The organism is Pseudomonas rustica (assembly GCF_018336155.1).
Lineage (GTDB): Bacteria > Pseudomonadota > Gammaproteobacteria > Pseudomonadales > Pseudomonadaceae > Aquipseudomonas > Aquipseudomonas rustica.
Genome location: NZ_JAGYHF010000002.1, coordinates 339,398 through 358,310 on the forward strand (window position 1 = coordinate 339,398; position 18,913 = coordinate 358,310).

The window sequence follows — 18,913 nt, forward strand, 5'->3', positions numbered from 1 at the left end:
ATGCATTCGGGAGCAAGCCCCCTCCCACAAGGAATGCGCCGTAAGGCTTGGCCCCGTTCATTCAATTGAACGGGGCTTTTCTGCGTAATAAAGAACGCTTCTCGATAACCCACGGCATAATGCGCGCCGTGATGACAATTTCCGAACGGACGGCGAGTGACGTGTTGAAGAAAACCCTGTTCCAGTTGCACTGGTTTTTTGGCATCACCGCAGGCCTGGTGCTGGCGTTGATGGGCATCACCGGCGCGACTTATTCGTTTCAGGACGAAATCCTGCGGGCGATCAATCCCTCCGTCCTGCAAGTGGAAAAACAAGTCGCCGGCGTCTTGCCACCGGTCGAACTGGTCGAGCGCATCGAAGCCGCGTCCGGCAAAAAAGTCTCGATGCTCTCGGTCGAGACCGACAGCGGCAGCGCAGCGAAAGTGTTTTTCACCCCGCCCAAGGGTGAACGTCGCGGCGAGATGCGCTACTTCGATCCGTACACCGGCGAGTTCATGGGCGATGCCGTCGGCCAGGATTTCTTCGGCCTGATGCTGCAGTTGCACCGCTTCCTCGCGATGGGCGATACCGGCCGCAACATCACCGGCGCCTGCACGCTGATCCTGCTGTTTTTCTGCCTCTCCGGTCTATACCTGCGCTGGCCGCGTCAGTGGAACAGCTGGCGTGTATGGTTGACCCTCGACTGGAAGAAAAAGGGCCGCGCCTTCAATTGGGATCTGCACTCGGTGGCGGGTACATGGTGCCTGTTGGTCTATTTGCTGCTGGCGCTGACCGGGTTGTCTTGGTCGTACGAGTGGTACAACAAAGGCCTGACCAAACTGCTTTCCGATGCGCCGCAAAACGAACGCGTGCGCGGTGGTCGTGGCCCGGCACCGGAGGGCCCGGCGCCGACTGCCGACTACGCAGCGATGTGGAGCAGCATCTACAGCGCCGCCGGCCCTGGCCTGTCTGCCTACAACATTCGTATGCCGCCCGTGGCCGGCCAACCGGCGACCGTGTTTTATCTGCTGGAAAACTCGCCGCATGAGCGCGCGCTCAACCAGATCACTCTCGACCCGGCCACCGGCATCGTCAAACGCGTCGACCGCTACGCCGACAAGAGCTTCAAGGCGCAACTGCTGACCAGCATTTATGCACTGCACGTCGGCAGCTATTTCGGTCTGATCGGGCGGATCATCGTCACCCTCGCGGCGGTATGCATGCCGCTGTTTTTCATCACTGGATGGCTGCTGTACCTCGATCGTCGGCGCAAGAAAAAGCAGATCAAGGACGCGCGCAAAGGTCTCGAGCAACCGGCCGGCGATGCGTCGGCGTGGCTGATCGGTTTTGCCAGTCAAAGCGGTTTCGCCGAGCAACTGGCGTGGCAAACCGCCGGGCAATTGCAAGCCGCCGGATTGCCGGTGAGGGTGCAGCCGCTGGCGAATGTCAGCGAGCAGGATCTGCGTGAATCGAACAACGCGCTGTTCGTCGTCAGCACGTTCGGCGACGGCGAAGCACCGGACAGCGCCCGTGGTTTCGAGCGCAAAGTGCTGGGCAAAGCTTCGACACTGGAAAGCCTGAACTACGCGGTACTCGGTCTCGGCGATCGTCAGTACCAACACTTCTGCGGCTTTGCCAAACGTCTGCATCAGTGGCTCGGCGAGCACGGCGGCAAGACACTGTTTGCGCCGGTGGAAGTCGACAGCGGCGATCCTTATGCGCTGCGTCACTGGCAGACGCAACTTGGTCTGCTCACTGGACAAGCGCCGGTCGATACCTGGCAAGCACCGAGCTACGACAACTGGACGCTGACCCGCCGCGAACTGATGAACCCGGACAGCAGCGGTTCGCCGGTTTATCTGTTGGGCCTGAGCGCACCGAACACCAGCAGTTGGCTGGCTGGTGATCTGGTCGAAGTGCTGCCGCGCAACTGCCCGTGGGTCATCGAACATTTCCTCGACGGCCTCGGTATTCGTGGCGAGACCATGGTGAAAATCAACGGCCTCGACGAGCCGCTGGAAGTCGCACTGGCTTCGCGTCAATTGCCGGAGCATCGCGCGCATCTGATCGGTTTGCATGCGCAGTCGCTGGTCGATGCGATGGTGCCGCTGGCCATGCGCGAATACTCGATCGCCTCGATTGCCGCCGACGGTGTGCTGGAGCTGATCGTGCGTCAGGAACAACACGCCGATGGCACGCTGGGCATTGGTTCTGGCTGGTTGACCGAGCATGCGCCGGTCGGTGGCAGCATCAGCCTGCGCGTGCGTCGCAACAGCGGATTCCACCTGCCGAACGAGCCGGTGCCGATGATTCTACTGGGCAACGGCACCGGTCTGGCTGGCCTGCGCAGCTTGCTCAAAGCACGGATTGCCGACGGTCAGCAGCGCCAGTGGTTGCTGTTTGGCGAGCGTAATCGTGAACACGATTTCCTCTGTCGTGCGGAGCTGGAAGAGTGGTTGATCAATGGCGATCTGGAACGGCTGGATCTGGCGTTTTCGCGGGATCAGGCGGAGAAGGTTTATGTGCAGGATCGCTTGCGTGAGTCGGCGGGTGAATTGAAGAAGTGGCTGGCGGATGGGGCTGTCATCTACATCTGCGGCAGCCTTCAGGGCATGGCCACAGGCGTGGATCAGGTACTCAAGGACATTCTCGGCAGCGCTGAAGTCGAGCGCCTGATCGAACAGGGCCGCTACCGGCGCGACGTTTATTAAGAGCCCCTCACCCTAACCCTCTCCCAGAGGGAGAGGGGACTGATTGGGGGATGCTTGAGAAGTACGCCGACCTGAACGCGCTACATCGAATCCATAATCGACTCGATCTTTCAGGTCGATGTATGACGCAACACAACTCGGTCGGCCCCCTCTCCCTCTGGGAGAGGGCTGGGGTGAGGGTAAGCGCTTGATCTTCAAACCGGCTGCAACTTTTGCTCGAAAACCGCCACCCCATCCAGATCCCGCAACACCACACTCATCTCCCCGCTCTGCCCTTCAATATTCACCTCACCAAAAAACTGAAACCCGGCAAACGGCGAGGTGTTCTGCACCGCCGGGGCCTTCTCGAACACCACCTGTGGCCCAAAGGTTTTATCCAGCGGATTCGGCCCGAAACTCCCGGCATTCAACGGCCCCGCGACAAATTCCCAGAACGGCTCGAAATCCTGAAACGCCGCCCGATCCGGGTGATAGTGATGCGCCGCGCAGTAATGCACGTCCGCCGTCAGGAAGACGAAGTTGCGCACCTGCTGCGCGCGCAGGAATCCGAGCAATTCGGCGATTTCCAGTTCACGCCCCTGCGCCGGGCCCGGGTCGCCGTTAGCCACCGCTTCCCAGCGCCCAACACCCGGACTGACTTCACCGTCCGGCACGCCAAGCCCGATCGGCATGTCCGCAGCAATGACTTTCCACTGTGCCTTCGACGCCTTCAATTCACGCTTGAGCCAGTCCAGTTGTTCACGCCCGAGAAACGGTTTTTCCGCGCCCAGATTGTCGTCATTCGCCTCGCGATAACTGCGCATATCCAGCACAAACACATCAAGCATCGGCCCGTAACTGAGTTTGCGATAAATCCGTCCGCCACCGTCGGCGGTCTGCAAACGCATCGGCGCATTTTCCAGCCACGCCTGCCGCGCGCGCCCCACCAAGGTGTGGATATCTTTTTCCTGATAACGCTCATCCAGTTGCTTGCCCGGCGACCAGTTGTTGACCACTTCATGGTCGTCCCACTGCCAGATCTGCGGCACTTCGGCGTTGAAGCGGCGGATGTTTTCGTCCATCAGGTTGTAGCGATAGTTGCCGCGATAATCGTCAAGGGTTTGCGCGACTTTGCTCTTGGCTTCGGTGGTGAGGTTGCGCCAGATGCGCCCGCCTTCGGTGGTGAGTTGCGCGGGCACCGGGCCGTCGGCGTAGATGGTGTCGCCGCTGTGGATAAAGAAGTCCGGCAGGCGCAGGCGCATGGCTTCGTAGATGCGCATGCCGCCGATGTCCGGGTTGATGCCGAAGCCCTGGCCGACAGTGTCGCCGCTCCAGACAAAACGGATATCGCGTCTGGCCGTCGGCACGCTGCGTAAATGGCCGAACCACGGTTCGCTGGCGACGCCGGTCTGGGCGTCTTCGAAATACACGCGATAGAAAATCGCCTGATTGGCGGGCAGCCCGGTGAGCTCGACGCGGGCGGTGAAATCAGTACGCGCGTCGGCCAGTGGCGAGATGAATTTACGCGGGTTGCCGAACAGGCTGCGGGTGTCCCACTCGACCACCATGCGCGCGGGGCGATCGCTGCGACTCCAGATCATCGCGCGATCGCCGAGCAGGTCACCGGACTGCACGCCATCGGTCAACTGCGGACGATCCTTGACCGAAGCAATCACCGCCGGCGCCAGCCCCGGCAGCAACAGCCCGGCGCCGATCCCCTGCATGACACGCCGGCGACCGAGATTGAAATCGCTCATGGGGTTCTCCCTGGAAAAAGGGAAACTTAAGCACGCCCACATGAAACAGACATGACACCCGCCCTTGTAGGAGCCGAGCTTGCTCGCGAAGAGGCCATGTCAGTCGACATCTTCGGTGAATGCCAGACCGCTTTCGCGAGCAAGCTCAGCTCCTACAGAGGTTTTGTGGTGTCAGTCAGGCCTTGGCGTTGAACTCGCTCATGCCATTCTCCCTGAGAAAAGGAAAACTTGAGCACGCCCACATGACCCGAAAATGACACCTGCTTTTGTAGGAGCCGAGCTTGCTCGCGAAGGGGCCATGTCAGTCAACATCATCGTTGAATGCGATACCGCTTTCGCGAGCAAGCTCAGCTCCTACAGAGGTTTTGTGGTGTCAGTCAGGCCCTGGCATGAACTCGCTCATGCCGTTCTCCCTGAAAAAAGGAAAACTTGAGCACGCCCACATGACCCGAAAATGACACCTGCTTTTGTAGGAGCCGAGCTTGCTCGCGAAGAGGCCATGTCAGTCGACATCTTCGGTGAATGCCAGACCGCTTTCGCGAGCAAGCTCAGCTCCTACAAAGGTTTCGCGGTGTTAGTTAAGCCTTGGCAGGTTCGAGGGCCAGTTCGACGGCTTCGGGGCGTTTGACTGTGGCGTAGACGACAGCGGTCAACAAACTACCGGCGACAATCGCCAGCAGATACAACAGCGCATGGTTGATCGCATTCGGGATCGCCAACACAAACAAGCCACCGTGCGGCGCCATCAACTTGCAGCCGAAATACATCGACAACGCACCGGTCAACGCACCACCGGCAATGCTCGCCGGGATCACTCGCAACGGGTCTTTCGCGGCAAACGGAATCGCCCCTTCAGAGATAAAGCACAACCCCAATACCAGCGCCGCTTTACCCGCCTCGCGTTCGGTCTGAGCAAACTTGCGCCGCGCAATAAACGTGGCGATTCCGAGCCCGATCGGTGGCACCATCCCCGCTGCCATCGTTGCCGCCATCGGTGCATAACTCTGCGACGCCAGCAGCCCCACCGAGAACGCGTACGCGGCTTTGTTGATCGGCCCGCCGAGGTCGACGCACATCATGCCGCCAAGCACCACGCCGAGCAGGATCGCGTTGGTGGTGCCCATGCTGTCGAGAAAACTCGTCAGCGCCAACAGCATCCCGGCGACCGGTTTGCCGACCACGTAAATCATCACCAGCCCGGTAAACAAACTAGCGAACAACGGAATGATCAGAATCGGTTTCAGCGCTTCAAGACTCTGCGGCAACGCGACATAACGGCTGATCGCCTTCGCCGCATAACCGGCGATAAAACCGGCGACGATGCCACCGATAAACCCGGCGCCCAACGTACTCGCGAGCAAGCCGCCAATCATCCCCGGCGCCAGGCCCGGACGGTCAGCAATCGAATAAGCGATGTAACCCGCCAGCAGCGGCACCATCAGTTTGAACGCGGTCTCGCCACCGATCTGCATCAGCGCAGCCGCCAGCGTGCCCTCTTCCTTGAACGCGGTGATGCCGAACACGAACGACAGCGCGATCATCAAACCGCCGGCCACGACCATCGGCAGCATGAACGACACGCCGGTCAGCAGGTGTTTATAGACGCCGGTTTTCTCTTGCCTGGCCGGTGCTTTGCCGTCACTCGCCGCGCTTTCCACAGCCCCTTCGGCCAAGGCTTTTTTCAGCGTGGCTTCGGACTGCTTCAACGCGATGCCAGTGCCGCAACGATAGATTTTCTTACCAGCGAAACGCTCGGTGGCGACTTCGATGTCCGCCGCCAGCAACACCACGTCTGCCTCAGCAATCGCCGCTGCGCTCAACGGGGTTTTTGCGCCCACTGAGCCTTGGGTTTCGACTTGCAGCTCATAGCCCAAACGCTTGGCAGTTTGCTGCAACGCTTCGGCGGCCATAAAGGTATGGGCGACACCAGTCGGGCACGCGGTGATGGCGACGATGCGTGGCACACGCGACGCATCAGCAACCGGTTCAGCCGCGCTGGCAACGTAGACTGATGCCTCTTCAGCACCACGACGCAGCACCGCTTCGACATCCTGTAGCGCCTGTGCCGGAGCAATCTGGAAAACCCGCTTGCCGACAAAACGCGTCATGTCGACCGCCCCCGTGGCGACCAACAAAACCCACTCCGCCGCGGCAATCGTCGCCGCCGACAATTCGCGTTCCGGATGCGCCGCGTCGACCACTTCAACGCTGGTGCTCCAGCCCTGACGCTGCGCCGCCGCATCGAGCAATCGCGCGCAGAGCACACTGGTGACCATGCCGTTCGGGCAAGCCGTAACAATGGCTAATTTCATGACAAACCCTCTTATTGTTCTGTCAGGGGGCGCACGCGCACGCCCTGTTCGAGCTGCGCCAGTTGCGCACGGTCGTTGATGCCGAAACCGATCTGGGTCACCGCCATCGCAGCAATCGCAGTGGCTGTGCGCAGGGTTTGTTCAGGCGTGTCGGCGCTGAGCAAACCGTGGAGCATGCCGGCCAGCAATGAATCACCGGCACCGACCGTGCTGGCGACGCTGACTTTCGGCGGCGTGGCGTGCAGTGCCGAACCGACGCTGAACCAGTTCACGCCGTCAGCACCGTGGGAGATCACCACGTGCTCGATGCCTTGCGCATGCAAACGCGCCGCTGCCTGCGCTTCCGCCGTGTGCGAAACCACCTCGCAACCGAGCGCGTCAGCGAGTTCTTCAGTGTTCGGTTTGATCAGCCATGGACTGGCTTTCAACGCTGCGCGCAACGCTTCGCCGCTGGAATCAAGGGCGACTTTCAAGCCGAGCTGATTGAGCCGTTCGATCAGCTCACGCAACCACTGCGCCGTGACGCCACGCGGCAAACTGCCGGCGACCACCACCGCGTCATGACCCGGTGCAATCTGCACCAAACGATCAAGCAACGCCTGCTGCGCGGCAGCATCGACCACCGGCCCCGGGCCGTTGATGTCGGTGATGCGCCCGTCCTGTTCAGCGACTTTGATGTTGCTGCGCGTCTCGCCCGGCACGCGGATAAACGCGTCGACAAAACCGCGCTTGGCGAACAGGGTTTCGAACGCTTGCAGGTTGTCTTCGCCGAGGAAGCCACTGACCGTCAGTTGATGCCCGAGGTCGGCGAGCACCTGCGCGACGTTCACGCCTTTGCCCGCAGCGTGGGTGTGCATCTCGTCGCTGCGGTTGACCTGACCGGCGTCCAGCCGTGGCAGTTCGACGGTGAGGTCGAGCGCCGGGTTGAGGGTCAGGGTAAGAATCTTGGCCATTACAGGGCCTCCACTAATGCGCGCACTTCGTTGGCGCTGCCCACGGCCAGGGCGTGTTGAGCAAGGGTTTGCGCCTGGGTCAGGCTGAGTTCGCGGATGCGCGCCTTGACTTCGGCAATGCTGCGCCCGGACACGCTGAGTTCATCGACACCGAGACCAACCAGCACCGGCACCGCCAGCGGATCCGCCGCCAGCTCACCGCAAACGCCGACCCATTTGCCATGGGCATGGGCCGCGCGCACGGTGATGTCGATTAATTGCAGCACCGCCGGGTGCAAGCCATCCGCCTGCGCCGACAGGGTCGGGTGACCGCGGTCGATGGCCAGGGTGTATTGCGTGAGGTCGTTGGTGCCGACGCTGAAGAAGTCGACTTCCTTGGCCAGCACCGGCGCGAGCAACGCGGCGGACGGCACTTCGATCATGATCCCCAGTTGCAGATCGGCGACCGGGATTTCCAGACGCAGACGCTCGGTCATGTCGCGGGCCTGACGCCACTCTTCAACGCTGCCGACCATCGGGAACATGATCCGCAGCGGACGGTTGTCCGCCGAACGCAGCAAGGCGCGCAATTGCGCTTCCATGATCTGCGGACGCTGCAAGGTCAGGCGAATGCCGCGCACGCCGAGGAACGGATTTTCTTCTTTGGCGATCGGCCAATACGGCAGCGGTTTGTCGCCGCCGACATCCAGCGTGCGCACCACCAGCGGACGACCGGCCAGACCGTCGAGAACGCGGCGGTATTCAGCTTCTTGCGTCGCCTCGTCCGGCGCTTGCGGGTGGGCCATGAAAATCAGTTCGGTGCGCAGCAGACCGATGCCTTCGGCGCCCTGCTCTACCGCGCTGATTACGCCCGCGCTTTCACCGATGTTGGCGAACACTTCGACGGCGTGACCGTCAGTGGTGTGTGCCGGTTGGTAGCGCTGTTCGGCGGCAATCTTCAAGCGTTGTTCGCGGGTGTCGCGTTCTTCGGTGGCGCGTTGCAGAGTCGCCGCATCCGCGTCGACGTGCAGGCGACCGCGCTGGCCATCGAGCAGCAACGGTGTGCCCGGCGCCAGCAACAACACTGCGGCGCCGGCACCGACCAGCGCCGGAATCCCGAGCGCTCGCGCAACGATTGCACTGTGCGCGGTGGCGCCGCCGCGCGCGGTGAGAATCCCCGCCACACGCGCCGGATCCAGCCGCGCGACGTCGGACGGGCCGACCTCGTCCATCACCAGAATGTACGGTTGCTCAGGCTCGCTCGGCGTCTGCACGCCACACAGTTGCGCCAGCACGCGGCGGCCGATGTCACGCAGATCCGCCGCACGTTCGGCGAGCAACGCGTCTTGCAGCGATTCCTGTTGTTTGGCCGCTGCTTCGATCACCGCCATCCACGCCGCTTCGGCGCTTTCGCCTTGCTTGAGGCGGGTGTCGACTTCGTCGGTGAGTTCCGGGTCGTCGAGCATCTCCTGATGGGTGATGAAAATCTCGCGGATGGCTTTGGCCTTGCTGCGTTCGATCAGACCTTGAATGTCGTTGCGCACGTCGCTGAGCGCTTGTTTGAGGCGCTCGCGTTCGATCGCGGCGGACTCGCCACGCATCGGGTAATCGATGGTTTGCTGCACTTGAATGTGCGCCGGGCCAATGGCGATGCCGGGCGCGGCGGGGATGGCTTGCAACTGAGTGCCGGACGCCGGGGCAATCACCACTTCGGCGATGTCGGCAAAGACTTCGCGGTGCTCGCTGATGGCGGGCAGCGGCTCGACTTCTTCGCCGAGGCCTTCCTCGATAGCGGCGAGCAATGCCGGCAAGGCGTCGCCTGCGATGCTCGGTTCGGCGATCAACTCCAGCACCTGACCACGACGGGCGCCGAGGCTGAGCAGTTTGCTCAAACTCTTCACCGACACGGCACTGTCCTGACCGTCGACGATGCGCACACGAATCTCACCGTCAAAACTCTTCGCCAATTGCGCGAGGATTTTCGCCGGGCGCGCGTGCAAGCCGTGGGCGTTGGCCAGCGCAATGCGTGCGCTTGGCCAGTCGGCGGGCAATTCACCGCCGAGCACTTCGAGGACTTTACGGCTGCTGGTGGCGCGGCCCAATTCATGGCCGCGACCTTCGATCAGCAACGCACACAAACGTTCGAGCAGCGCTTGGTGCGCTTCGCCAAGGCTGGCCAGACAGAACAAACCACTGAGCGGCTGGCCGAGGTAGCGCATCGGTTTATCTGGGGTGACGAACGCCAGGCCTGGACGCTTCACCGTTTGCTCGCTGTGCAACCACCACAGACCGTCACCCAACGGCAGCGCTTCAACTTGTTGCAGCACCGCCGAGAAACCGTTGCTCACACAATCGGCCTGACGCAGCAAACGCGCGCCTCGCCAGACCAGTTCTTCGAAATCGTCAGCCGACACGCCGAGGCCGATCATCTGTGCATCCAGCGCCAGTTCCTGCGGCGCGCCTTGCAGCAGTTTCAGCAACGCTTCAGGCGAACTGGCGCGACGCAGGGCTTGGCCCAGATCGGTCTCGCCGAGGGCGCGGGTCAGCAATTGCAGCAGACGTAAATGTTCGTCGGATTTGGCCGCGATGCCGATCGCCAGATAAACGATCTGGCCATCGCCCCAATCCACACCCTCAGGGAATTGCATCAGGCGCACGCCCGTGGCGAACACCTGATCGCGGGTTTCCGGGGTGCCGTGGGGAATGGCAATACCTTGACCGAGAAAGGTCGAGCCCTGCGCTTCCCGGGCCTGCAAACCGGCGAGGTAACCGTCAGCGACCAGACCATCCGCCACCAGATGATCGGCCAGCAGTTGCAAGGCAGCGGGTTTATCCACAGCCGATTGGCCCATGGATATCTGCTCTATAGTGAGCTCGAGCATGCAATCTCCTTTTTGACGCTGGATGCGCCAGGTATTGTTTTGAATGGTCACAGCTTAGGCGCTGGATTGCTTCGCTTTTCAGCGGCAGTTTTGGCGGTTTCACGGCAGAACCGGCCAAAGGCGTCTAAAACGTAGAAAATACGCTTGCTGAAACGTTTAATCTAGATTGATCGGCACGTTACTCGATAATGTCCCATCCTTGAAGTCCAACTTGTCGGATGCGTTGCGACAATAGTCGTCTGCCCTAATCGGGTAGGATTGGCGAAAATGTTGCGGCAAGCTCGAAAAAACAAGGAAATCCCGGGTTGAAACTCAGTGATATCGCGCGGTTGGCCGGAGTGTCCGTGACCACCGCCAGCTACGTCATCAACGGCAAGGCCGAACAGCAGCGCATCAGTACCGCCACCGTCGAACGTGTGCGGGCGGTGGTCGATCTGCATGGCTTTACACCCAATCCTCAAGCGGCCGGGCTGCGCAGTCGGCATACGCGCACGCTGGGTTTTATCCTGCCGGATCTGGAAAACCCCAGTTACGCGCGGATCGCCAAACTGCTGGAACAAGGGGCGCGGGCGCGCGGCTATCAGTTGCTGATCGCCAGCTCCGACGATGCGCCAGACAGCGAGCGCCAGTTGCTGCAACTGTTCCGCGCGCGTCGTTGCGATGCGCTGATCGTCGCCAGTTGCCTGCCGGCCGGTGATGACAGTTATCGGCAGTTGCAGGCCAAGGGCACGCCGATCATCGCCATCGACCGGGTCATGGAGCCGGAGCATTTCTGCTCGGTGATCAGTGACGACCGCGAGGCCAGTCAGCACCTGACGCAAAGCCTGCTCGAACCGCAGCTCAAGCAAATCGTGCTGCTCGGCGCGCGGCCGGAGCTGAGCATCAGCCAGGAGCGTGCCGCCGGTTTCAAACAAGCCTTGGCCGATTTCAAAGGCGAAGTGCTCGTGGAGCACGCCGAAGCCTTCAGCCGTGAGTGCGGCAAGCAATTGATGGAAGAACTCCTGCAACGTCTGGGGCATTTGCCCGACGCGTTGGTGACAACTTCCTACGTGCTGTTGCAGGGCGTGTTCGATGCGCTGCATGACTTCCCGTTGAAATCGCGGCCGCTGCGCCTCGGCACCTTTGGCGACACGCAGTTGCTGGATTTCCTGCCGTTGCCGGTCAACGCCATGGCCCAGCAGCACCAATTGATCGCCGACAAGGCGCTGGAACTGGCGCTCGCTGCCGTCGAGCAATCGGAATACAAGCCCGGCGTGCAGGCCATTGCGCGTACCTTCAAGCAGCGTATTCACCGGGACTGAGCCGTGGAGCTGATCGACAGCCACACCCACCTCGACTTCCCCGACTTCGACGCCGATCGCCCGGCCTTGCTCGCCGAGAGCCGCGCCCTCGGGGTGCGGCGGATGGTGGTGTTGGGCGTGTACGAGGGCAACTGGCAACGGGTGTGGGATCTGGTGCAGAGCGATGCTGATTTGCACGCGGCGTTCGGCTTGCACCCGGTGTATCTCGATCAACATCGTCCTGAAGATTTGACGGCACTCGGTGATTGGCTGACCCGATTAAAGGGTCATCGACAGTTGTGCGCGGTCGGCGAGATCGGTCTGGATTACTTCATCGAAACGCTGGATCGCGAGCGCCAACAGTCGCTGTTCGAAGCACAGTTGCAACTGGCGGCGGATTTTCAATTGCCGGCGTTGATCCACGTGCGCCGCAGCCACGCGGCGGTGATCGCTACGCTCAAACGCTTCAAGCTCAAACGCGCGGGGATCATCCACGCCTTTGCCGGCAGCCGTGAAGAGGCTCGGGAGTACATCAAACTCGGTTTCAAACTGGGTCTGGGCGGCGCGCCGACGTGGCCGCAGGCGTTGCGTATGCATCGGGTATTGGCGGACTTGCCGCTGGACTCGATCGTGCTGGAAACCGATTCACCGGACATGGCGCCGGCGATGTTCCCAGGTGTCCGCAATACACCGGCGCACTTGCCGGCGATTTGCGCGGCATTGGCTGAATTGATGAAGATCACCCCACAACAACTCGCCGCCGCCAGCACCGCCAACAGCTGCGAAGTGTTCGGCTGGTAACACATCTCCCTGTTGAAACAAAACCTTGTGGCGAGGGGATTTATCCCCGTTCGGCTGCGCAGCAGTCGCAAATTCTTTCACCCGGTGTATCAGATAGATACTCGATATCAGATTTTGGGGCTGCTTCGCAGCCCAGCGGGGATAAATCCCCTCGCCACAAAGGTTCGCACAAGGTTTTAAGATACGGCTCAGACGCGGAAGGCGCTGATCAGTTGTTTTAGCTCGACGACCTGGGCAGACAGCGCGCGACTGGCGTCTTCGGTCTGGTGCGCGCCTTGCGCCGTGCGTTCGCCGGCACGATTGATCTCGACGATGTTCTGGTCAATGTCATGGGCCACCGCCGTTTGCTGCTCCACTGCCGCCGCAATCTGCTGGTTCTGATCGACGATCATGCCCACAGCGCCGAGGATGTTTTCCAAGGCCTGCTGTACTTTTTCCGACTGCCCGACCGTGCCATTGGCCATCTGATGGCTGACGCCCATGGCCTTCACCGCCGCGCCGACACCGCCATGCAACTTGGCGATCATCTGCTCGATCTCTTCGGTCGATTGCTGAGTGCGTTTAGCCAAGGTGCGCACTTCGTCCGCCACTACCGCAAAACCGCGGCCCTGCTCGCCAGCCCGCGCGGCTTCGATTGCGGCGTTGAGCGCCAGCAAATTGGTCTGTTCGGCGATGCTTTTGATCACTTCCAATATGCGGCTGATCGACTGGCTGTCGCTCGCCAGTTGATTGATTACCAGCACCGACTGATCGATCTCGCTGGCCAGCGCAGCAATGCTGCCCTGCTGCGACTCGACCAGACCGCGACCGCTGAGGGTCTCGTTGTTGACGCTGTGGGCGCTGTTCACGGCCGCTGCGGCACTGCGCGCGACTTCCAGCGAGGTCGCCGACATCTGGTTCATCGCCGTCGCCACTTGCTCGATCTGCGTGCGTTGCCCCGCGACTGCCTGATTACTCTGCGCCGAGACGTTTTCTACCTGCCCAGCCTGACGCTCGACTTCGCCAACTGTCTGGCCGACACGTTCGATCAGGTCATGAATCTTCCTCACCGTGCAGTTAAACACTTCGCCCAACTCACCCAACTCATCGCGGCTACTGGCCTTGAAGTTGACCGTCATGTCCCCCGCCGCGACCTTGTCCATCATCGCGCCGAGGCGTTTGAGCGTGGTGCGGGTCGAAGCGTAGAAACCGCCATAGAGATAGAAAATCAGCACAAACACCACCGACAGCGCCACCGCCTGCAAGATCATGTGCGTGCGGTTATGCGCCAGACGTTGCTGCAATTGGCTGTCGAGAAATTTCAGCGAAGCTTCGTTGAGCGCGTAGGTTTTATCCATCAACGCGGTGACCTGGTCGTAAAACGCCTGCCACGGCGCATCGAGGGTGTCGGCCATCACCACCTGTTCTTCGAACAATTCGCTGGCTTGCTTCAGCGATGCCTTGCTGTTGTCGGCCTCGGCGCTGAGGTCGTCCCGCGCGGCTTTGCTGGAAGCGAGGGCGTCCTGCAGTTTCAAACCGTACTCGCCCTGGAGTTTTTCGATCTTCACCAGCAGTTCGTCGAACCGCGTACTGGAGGCACTGTTGAGAAAGCCCTGCGCCAGCGAGTACGAACCGATCGCCCGGCCTTCGCCGAGGGTCTGGGTGACGCCGGGGGTGATCAGGGTGACCAGCTCGCTGAGCTGACGAATATCGCCCTGATTGTCGCGGCTCAAACCGGCCTGGCTGGTGATGATCTGGCTGAAAATCTGCGCACTGGCGAGTAATTTGCCGATCAGCGCACTTTTGCTTTGCAGGGAGCTTTCCACTTGCTGGGCTTTGAACGCGGCAATCATTTCATCGCGCTTGCCATCGAAAGCCTTGATCTGCTCGGGATCGTCGGTCATCGCCGTCAGACCTTGCAAGCGCGTCAGTACGGCTTGTTCAAGGGCGGTGATTTTCGATTCGATGTTGCCCGCCTTGCCGGACTGGCCAAGGGTGACGTTGATCTGCACCAGATTGTTGAGGGTTTCCAGATCCCGGCGCAGGGTCAGGCTGCTGCCCAGCAGATCGAGGCTTTGCAGCTCGACGCGGGTGCCCTGGAATTCGCGATAGGAATCGCGCACCAGATAGAAATTGGTCACCAGCATCGGCACCAGGAACAGCACGCTGATCAAGCTGAACTTCATGCCGAAGCTCAGACGGTTCATCAGCGAGACGGCGGGATAGAGCAAGCTCTTCACTGGAAGTCTCCCTTGGTTTTTCTTGTTTTTATTGGCAGGCGCGGGACGACAGCAGATAGCCACTATCCGGCGCCATCACTGTATAGCTCAAATCGGCGGGAGGTTTTGTAACTTAAGGTTAACGAAGCAAGGACAACACAAAGCCATTGTGGTGAGGGGATTTATCCCCGATGGGGCGCGAAGCGGCCCCAATAGCTGAATAGGCGTTGTATCTGATAAATCGTGGTGGATGGTTTAGGGGCTGCTACACAGCCCATCGGGGATAAATCCCCTCGCCACAATGAATTTCACTTTGATTTTTTAGTGGATCAGAACAGTCCACAGCGCAAACCCGGCATACCACAGCACCGCCGCGCGCAGCAGCAGTTCCCACAGACTGTCGAGGGTAGTAATGCCTTCCGGCCCGACCGCAGCGGGCGGGATCTCCCCCGCTGCCAAGCCAACCTTGTTGATCAGTTGCGCAGCGCTGATGTTCCAGTTCAGCAACTCATGCAACATCACCCGGCCAACCGCAACGAAATTGCCGACCAAGGCAAAACTCGCCGCCAGCAGTCGCACCGGTACCCAATCAAAGGCATGGCGCAATTGCGCGGCGCGCTCAACCAGCGCCGGGTTCGTACCGTGTTCTTCAGCCAGCGCCAACAAGCGATACGCCAACGCCGCCACCGGGCCGAGCACGAAGTACCAGAAGATCACCGCGAAGAAGCTCTGATAGGCCTCCCACAGCAAGTGCCCCTGCACCCGATCGAGCAGCTCTTCGCCACTGTCGGCGCAGATATTCAGATCGCGTTTGGCGACATGCGCCGCCGCTTGCAGATCTTCACGGCGCCAGGCATCGCGGAACGGCCCGAGCCCGCCGAGCAAATCGCCGCGCCCGAGGCTGTAAATCACCACCAGCAGATGCACCGGCAACGCCAGCAGACCGTAAGCCACCGGTTCCAGCACCACCAGCAACAGCGCCAGCAGCGCAACCGGAAACAGCACCAGAATGGTCAGCACCAGCCACGGTTTACCCGCCAGGCGCTCGCTGCTTTCGAGTTTGTTCAGTTCGCGGATCCATCCGCCATCGCGTTGAACCCGATGGCGCAGGGCCGAAAACTTCTCGATCCAGACGGCCAGCAGTAACACCAGAAAACTCATTGTCCTTCCTCTTGTGCCAGGGCTGCGCGGTAACGCGCCCAGTCGAATGCCGGGCCAGGATCGGTCTTACGCCCGGGTGCGATGTCGCTGTGCCCGCAAATACGGGCGCCGGTGATGGCCGGAAATGCTCTTTGCAACTGACGGGTGAGCACGGTCAGCGCTTGATACTGCGCATCGGTGAAGGGCAGATCATCGGTGCCTTCGAGCTCGATGCCCACGGAAAAATCGTTACAGGTTTCGCGACCGTCAAAAATCGACACGCCCGCATGCCACGCCCGTTCAAGACAGGAGACAAACTGGGTGACCTTGCCGTCACGTTCAATCAGAAAATGCGCCGAGACGCGTAGGTCGGCGATCCCTGCAAAGTAGGGATGTTCGGTGACATCCAGACGGTTCTGGAAAAATTCCTGCACCTTGCCGGTGGCGAATTGCGCCGGTGGCAGGCTGATGTTGTGGATGACCAACAGGGAAACTTCGCCCGCCGGGCGTTCATTGAAATTGGGCGATGGGCACACCTGCACCCCGTGACACCACCCGCTAGCGGGATCCAGCTGCATAACGATTCCTTCAGCGCCGACTGTGTTGGCGTCCAGTATGCCGTGATCGGCACCCGGCGCGCGATCACTTGGAGCGATTGAGTCGCCGCAGGTTGCCCAGCACCGATTCCAGCGCCCGGTCGAACAGCAAAGTGTCGTCCAGTGTTCGCGCGGCGCCACGCTGGAATTCCACCGCCAGCGCGGCACGACTGCGCTCGAGGACTTTCATGCCAGTGCGGTCGACGAAAACGTATTTGTCGGTGGCGTCGATGATTGCCGCGAGTTTGCAGCGCAAGCTGTGTTCTTCGTCTTCCTGAAACGCCACCCAACTGCCCAGACGCAATTGATCGACCTGACGCAGACCAGCGGCATCGTCCGGCAGATGCGTAGAGTTTTTCACCATTGCGCCCTCATCGGCGGAAGGCAAAACAATCTGCTGCGAAACTTCGATCATCGGATCGGCCTCGCTGGCGGGCTCCAGCACCCTCACGTGCAGGGTTTCGAGTTCGCTGAAAAATTCGCTGGTGGCAAATGGATCGAATGCCGCACGAGTCAGGCCATCTCGCAGCGATTTGAGCAGACCGGGCACCAAAGCCAACAGACGCAGACCGGATTCCGCGTCGTTGTGACGCTGCACGCTCCAGACCAGTTGCTCCATGGTCTGCACGTCGTCACGCCACTGGGCGGAAGCCTCGCCATGTTTGAGACAGGTCAGCAGCAGCACTTTGCTCCAGGCATCCTCAACAAACGTCACCACTGCCGGCGGCAACACCTTGCCCAACAGCGCTTGATTCAACGCCCGTTCGACCCGACGCCTAGCCAGCTCGGTTTTCGCCCGGCCCTCTTCGGCATCGCGCAAACGCTGTTCAAGCAGTTCGCTGCGGCGGCGTTCGTCACTGGTGAAAGCGAGGAAGTCGGCCAGCAGTTCGGAGAAGATCGCTGGATCATCGACAAAATCCGTGAGCAGGCGCTGCACCACTTGTTCGATACGCACATAAAGGTTGTCGCGAGTTTCGCTGTCGCTATCGCCCCAACCCATTGCGGCAGCGGCGATTTCATTGAGCAGGCGCCGCGCCGGGTGGCTGCTGCGGCTGAAGAAACTCTTGTCGAGCACCGCCACTTTGAGCATCGGAATCTGCAATCGCGCGATCAGCGCTTTGAGCGAATCCGGCACATTACGGTCATCCAGAATGCACTCGAAGACCATGGCGATCAGGTTGATCACGTCTTCGTCCGCGCCCTCGACAATCCGCGATTTGCCACTTCTGAGGCTGACCCGCGTCAACAACTGTTCAAGCTGATTGCGCAGATCGAAATCGTCCTGCGCCGCGAGTGCCGGCACATATTGTTGCAAGTGCGAGAGCAGACGCAGCAGGTCGCGGGTGCTGATCGGCTGCGTAGCGGCGCTGGGCTCGAGTGTCGGCGCGACGCTGCCGCGCACTTGCAGTAACAATTCCTGCAACGCGGCGAAGACTTCTTGCACACCCTCGTCGGCCGGCAGCGGTTCGTCGCTGTCTTCGCTGTGCACGTTGGCCATCGCGCGATCAAGCGCCCGTCGCGCCGGCGCCGGTTTCAGCTCGGGCAGTACGCCGGTGACGCTGAGCAGTTGGTTGGCTTCGGCATACAACTGCTCGGTGTCGGCGAGGACATAGCGCTCGAACAGTTTGAGCAGGATCAGCTTGACCTTGATCTCCACGCCGAGGTTGCGCCCGGCCTGCAAGAAGTACTCACAGAGCATCGCCGGGGCGAGCGGGTTGTGCTGCGCGTCGAGAGGTTTGCCGAGCAAAACGCTGAGCCGCGCACTCAATTGATCCAGCGCAAAGCCATCGCGCTTGAGCACCCGGCCAACCATGGTCTCAATCGCCACGCTGCGCTCCATGTCATCGGTGCGTGGCGCCGACTCGTCGAACATCAGTGCGGGCGGCAAGGCGTTGGGTGAGGCGTCGTATTGAGTGAGGCCGACGAAAGCCTCGAAAAACAGTTCGAGAAAACCACGCTCGATGTTTTTGCGCTTCAGGCGCAGGTCGCGCATGGCTTCGAAAAAGATGTTCTGTTCGACGTCATTGCGTGCGCGATCCGCCATTTCGAAGAGAGTGTCGTCGGCGTTATCGAACAACTCCTGCAAGCCGTGGCGCAGTTGCTGCGCAGCCTTGTCGCGAACCTGAAGCAGAATCACAGGCAGGCGGGCGAGCGGCGAATGGTTCGCCTGATCCGTAGTGGCCTTGTGCAAAGGCACTACTTTCCCGTCGTTGTGCATCCAAGCCTCCTGAAACGGTGATTCGTCGGTCACTTTCTGCGCAAGCCCCTTGTGGGAGCGAGCCTGCTCGCGAAAGCGGTGGGTCAGAAAAATTCATGTCGCTGACACGCCCTCTTCGCGAGCAAGCC

The 18,913-nt window shown here is 60.8% G+C and carries 11 protein-coding genes and 1 pseudogene; 3 read left to right on the forward strand and 9 right to left on the reverse strand.

The features are described from left to right. Positions 1 to 161 precede the first annotated feature (161 nt). On the forward strand, positions 162 to 2,690 hold the full coding sequence (locus KFS80_RS04665) for a PepSY domain-containing protein (protein WP_212544204.1): 2,529 nt from the start codon (positions 162 to 164) through the stop codon (positions 2,688 to 2,690). Positions 2,691 to 2,884: 194 nt separating this feature from the next. On the opposite strand, the gene KFS80_RS04670 is transcribed toward KFS80_RS04665, so the two are convergent. The 4 genes from KFS80_RS04670 to ptsP form a co-directional block, all read right to left on the reverse strand. After that, a complete protein-coding gene (locus KFS80_RS04670) occupies positions 2,885 to 4,426 on the reverse strand; it encodes an alkaline phosphatase D family protein (RefSeq protein ID WP_212544092.1) in 1,542 nt (513 codons plus the stop codon). Positions 4,427 to 5,004: 578 nt separating this feature from the next. After that, the gene (locus tag KFS80_RS04675) at positions 5,005 to 6,738 is read right to left on the reverse strand and encodes a PTS fructose-like transporter subunit IIB (RefSeq protein WP_212544093.1); all 1,734 of its coding nucleotides are present in this window, start codon (positions 6,736 to 6,738) and stop codon (positions 5,005 to 5,007) included. 11 nt (positions 6,739 to 6,749) lie between these two features. Next, positions 6,750 to 7,691: a 1-phosphofructokinase gene (pfkB, locus tag KFS80_RS04680; protein ID WP_212544094.1), complete on the reverse strand. Its 942-nt coding sequence runs from the start codon at positions 7,689 to 7,691 to the stop codon at positions 6,750 to 6,752. Then, positions 7,691 to 10,552 (reverse strand): phosphoenolpyruvate--protein phosphotransferase, encoded by a 2,862-nt coding sequence (gene ptsP / locus KFS80_RS04685; RefSeq protein WP_212544095.1) that lies wholly within the window; start codon positions 10,550 to 10,552, stop codon positions 7,691 to 7,693. Before ptsP ends, pfkB begins: the two co-directional genes overlap by 1 nt. Positions 10,553 to 10,857: 305 nt before the next feature. On the opposite strand from ptsP, the gene cra reads away from it, so the two are divergent. Both cra and KFS80_RS04695 read left to right on the forward strand, forming a co-directional pair. Further along, entirely contained in the window at positions 10,858 to 11,853 is a 996-nt protein-coding gene (cra, locus tag KFS80_RS04690; protein ID WP_212544096.1) for a catabolite repressor/activator, read from the forward strand. 3 nt (positions 11,854 to 11,856) lie between these two features. Further along, the gene (locus KFS80_RS04695) at positions 11,857 to 12,633 is read left to right on the forward strand and encodes a TatD family hydrolase (RefSeq protein WP_212544097.1); all 777 of its coding nucleotides are present in this window, start codon (positions 11,857 to 11,859) and stop codon (positions 12,631 to 12,633) included. Positions 12,634 to 12,821: 188 nt separating this feature from the next. Here the strand turns inward: KFS80_RS04695 and KFS80_RS27245 are convergent, their stop codons facing one another. From KFS80_RS27245 to KFS80_RS04715, 5 genes and pseudogenes are all read right to left on the reverse strand, one after another. Further along, positions 12,822 to 13,535, reverse strand: coding sequence for a methyl-accepting chemotaxis protein (locus KFS80_RS27245; protein ID WP_420851020.1), 714 nt, complete (start codon positions 13,533 to 13,535; stop codon positions 12,822 to 12,824). A gap of 165 nt (positions 13,536 to 13,700) precedes the next feature. Continuing rightward, positions 13,701 to 14,819: pseudogene (locus tag KFS80_RS27250) on the reverse strand (HAMP domain-containing protein); the annotation flags it as partial. A 333-nt stretch (positions 14,820 to 15,152) separates the two neighbouring features. Next, complete coding sequence (gene ampE / locus KFS80_RS04705; RefSeq protein ID WP_053117042.1) at positions 15,153 to 15,992, reverse strand: regulatory signaling modulator protein AmpE; 840 nt, start codon at positions 15,990 to 15,992, stop codon at positions 15,153 to 15,155. Beyond that, positions 15,989 to 16,549, reverse strand: coding sequence for a 1,6-anhydro-N-acetylmuramyl-L-alanine amidase AmpD (gene ampD / locus KFS80_RS04710; RefSeq protein ID WP_053117041.1), 561 nt, complete (start codon positions 16,547 to 16,549; stop codon positions 15,989 to 15,991). Before ampD ends, ampE begins: the two co-directional genes overlap by 4 nt. A gap of 64 nt (positions 16,550 to 16,613) precedes the next feature. Further along, positions 16,614 to 18,785 carry a DUF1631 domain-containing protein gene (locus tag KFS80_RS04715; protein WP_212544099.1) on the reverse strand — a complete coding sequence of 724 codons (2,172 nt, stop codon included), beginning with the start codon at positions 18,783 to 18,785 and terminating at the stop codon, positions 16,614 to 16,616. Positions 18,786 to 18,913 lie beyond the last annotated feature (128 nt).

Bases quoted from the DNA above. Each gene is read 5' to 3' on its own strand.
- pfkB (WP_212544094.1), bottom strand. From the start codon at position 7,691: ATGGCCAAGATTCTTACCCTGACCCTCAACCCGGCGCTCGACCTCACC.
- KFS80_RS04670 (WP_212544092.1), bottom strand. From the start codon at position 4,426: ATGAGCGATTTCAATCTCGGTCGCCGGCGTGTCATGCAGGGGATCGGC.
- KFS80_RS27245 (WP_420851020.1), bottom strand. From the start codon at position 13,535: ATGAACCAGATGTCGGCGACCTCGCTGGAAGTCGCGCGCAGTGCCGCA.
- ampD (WP_053117041.1), bottom strand. From the start codon at position 16,549: ATGCAGCTGGATCCCGCTAGCGGGTGGTGTCACGGGGTGCAGGTGTGC.
- KFS80_RS04715 (WP_212544099.1), bottom strand. From the start codon at position 18,785: ATGCACAACGACGGGAAAGTAGTGCCTTTGCACAAGGCCACTACGGAT.
- ampE (WP_053117042.1), bottom strand. From the start codon at position 15,992: ATGAGTTTTCTGGTGTTACTGCTGGCCGTCTGGATCGAGAAGTTTTCG.
- ptsP (WP_212544095.1), bottom strand. From the start codon at position 10,552: ATGCTCGAGCTCACTATAGAGCAGATATCCATGGGCCAATCGGCTGTG.
- KFS80_RS04675 (WP_212544093.1), bottom strand. From the start codon at position 6,738: ATGAAATTAGCCATTGTTACGGCTTGCCCGAACGGCATGGTCACCAGT.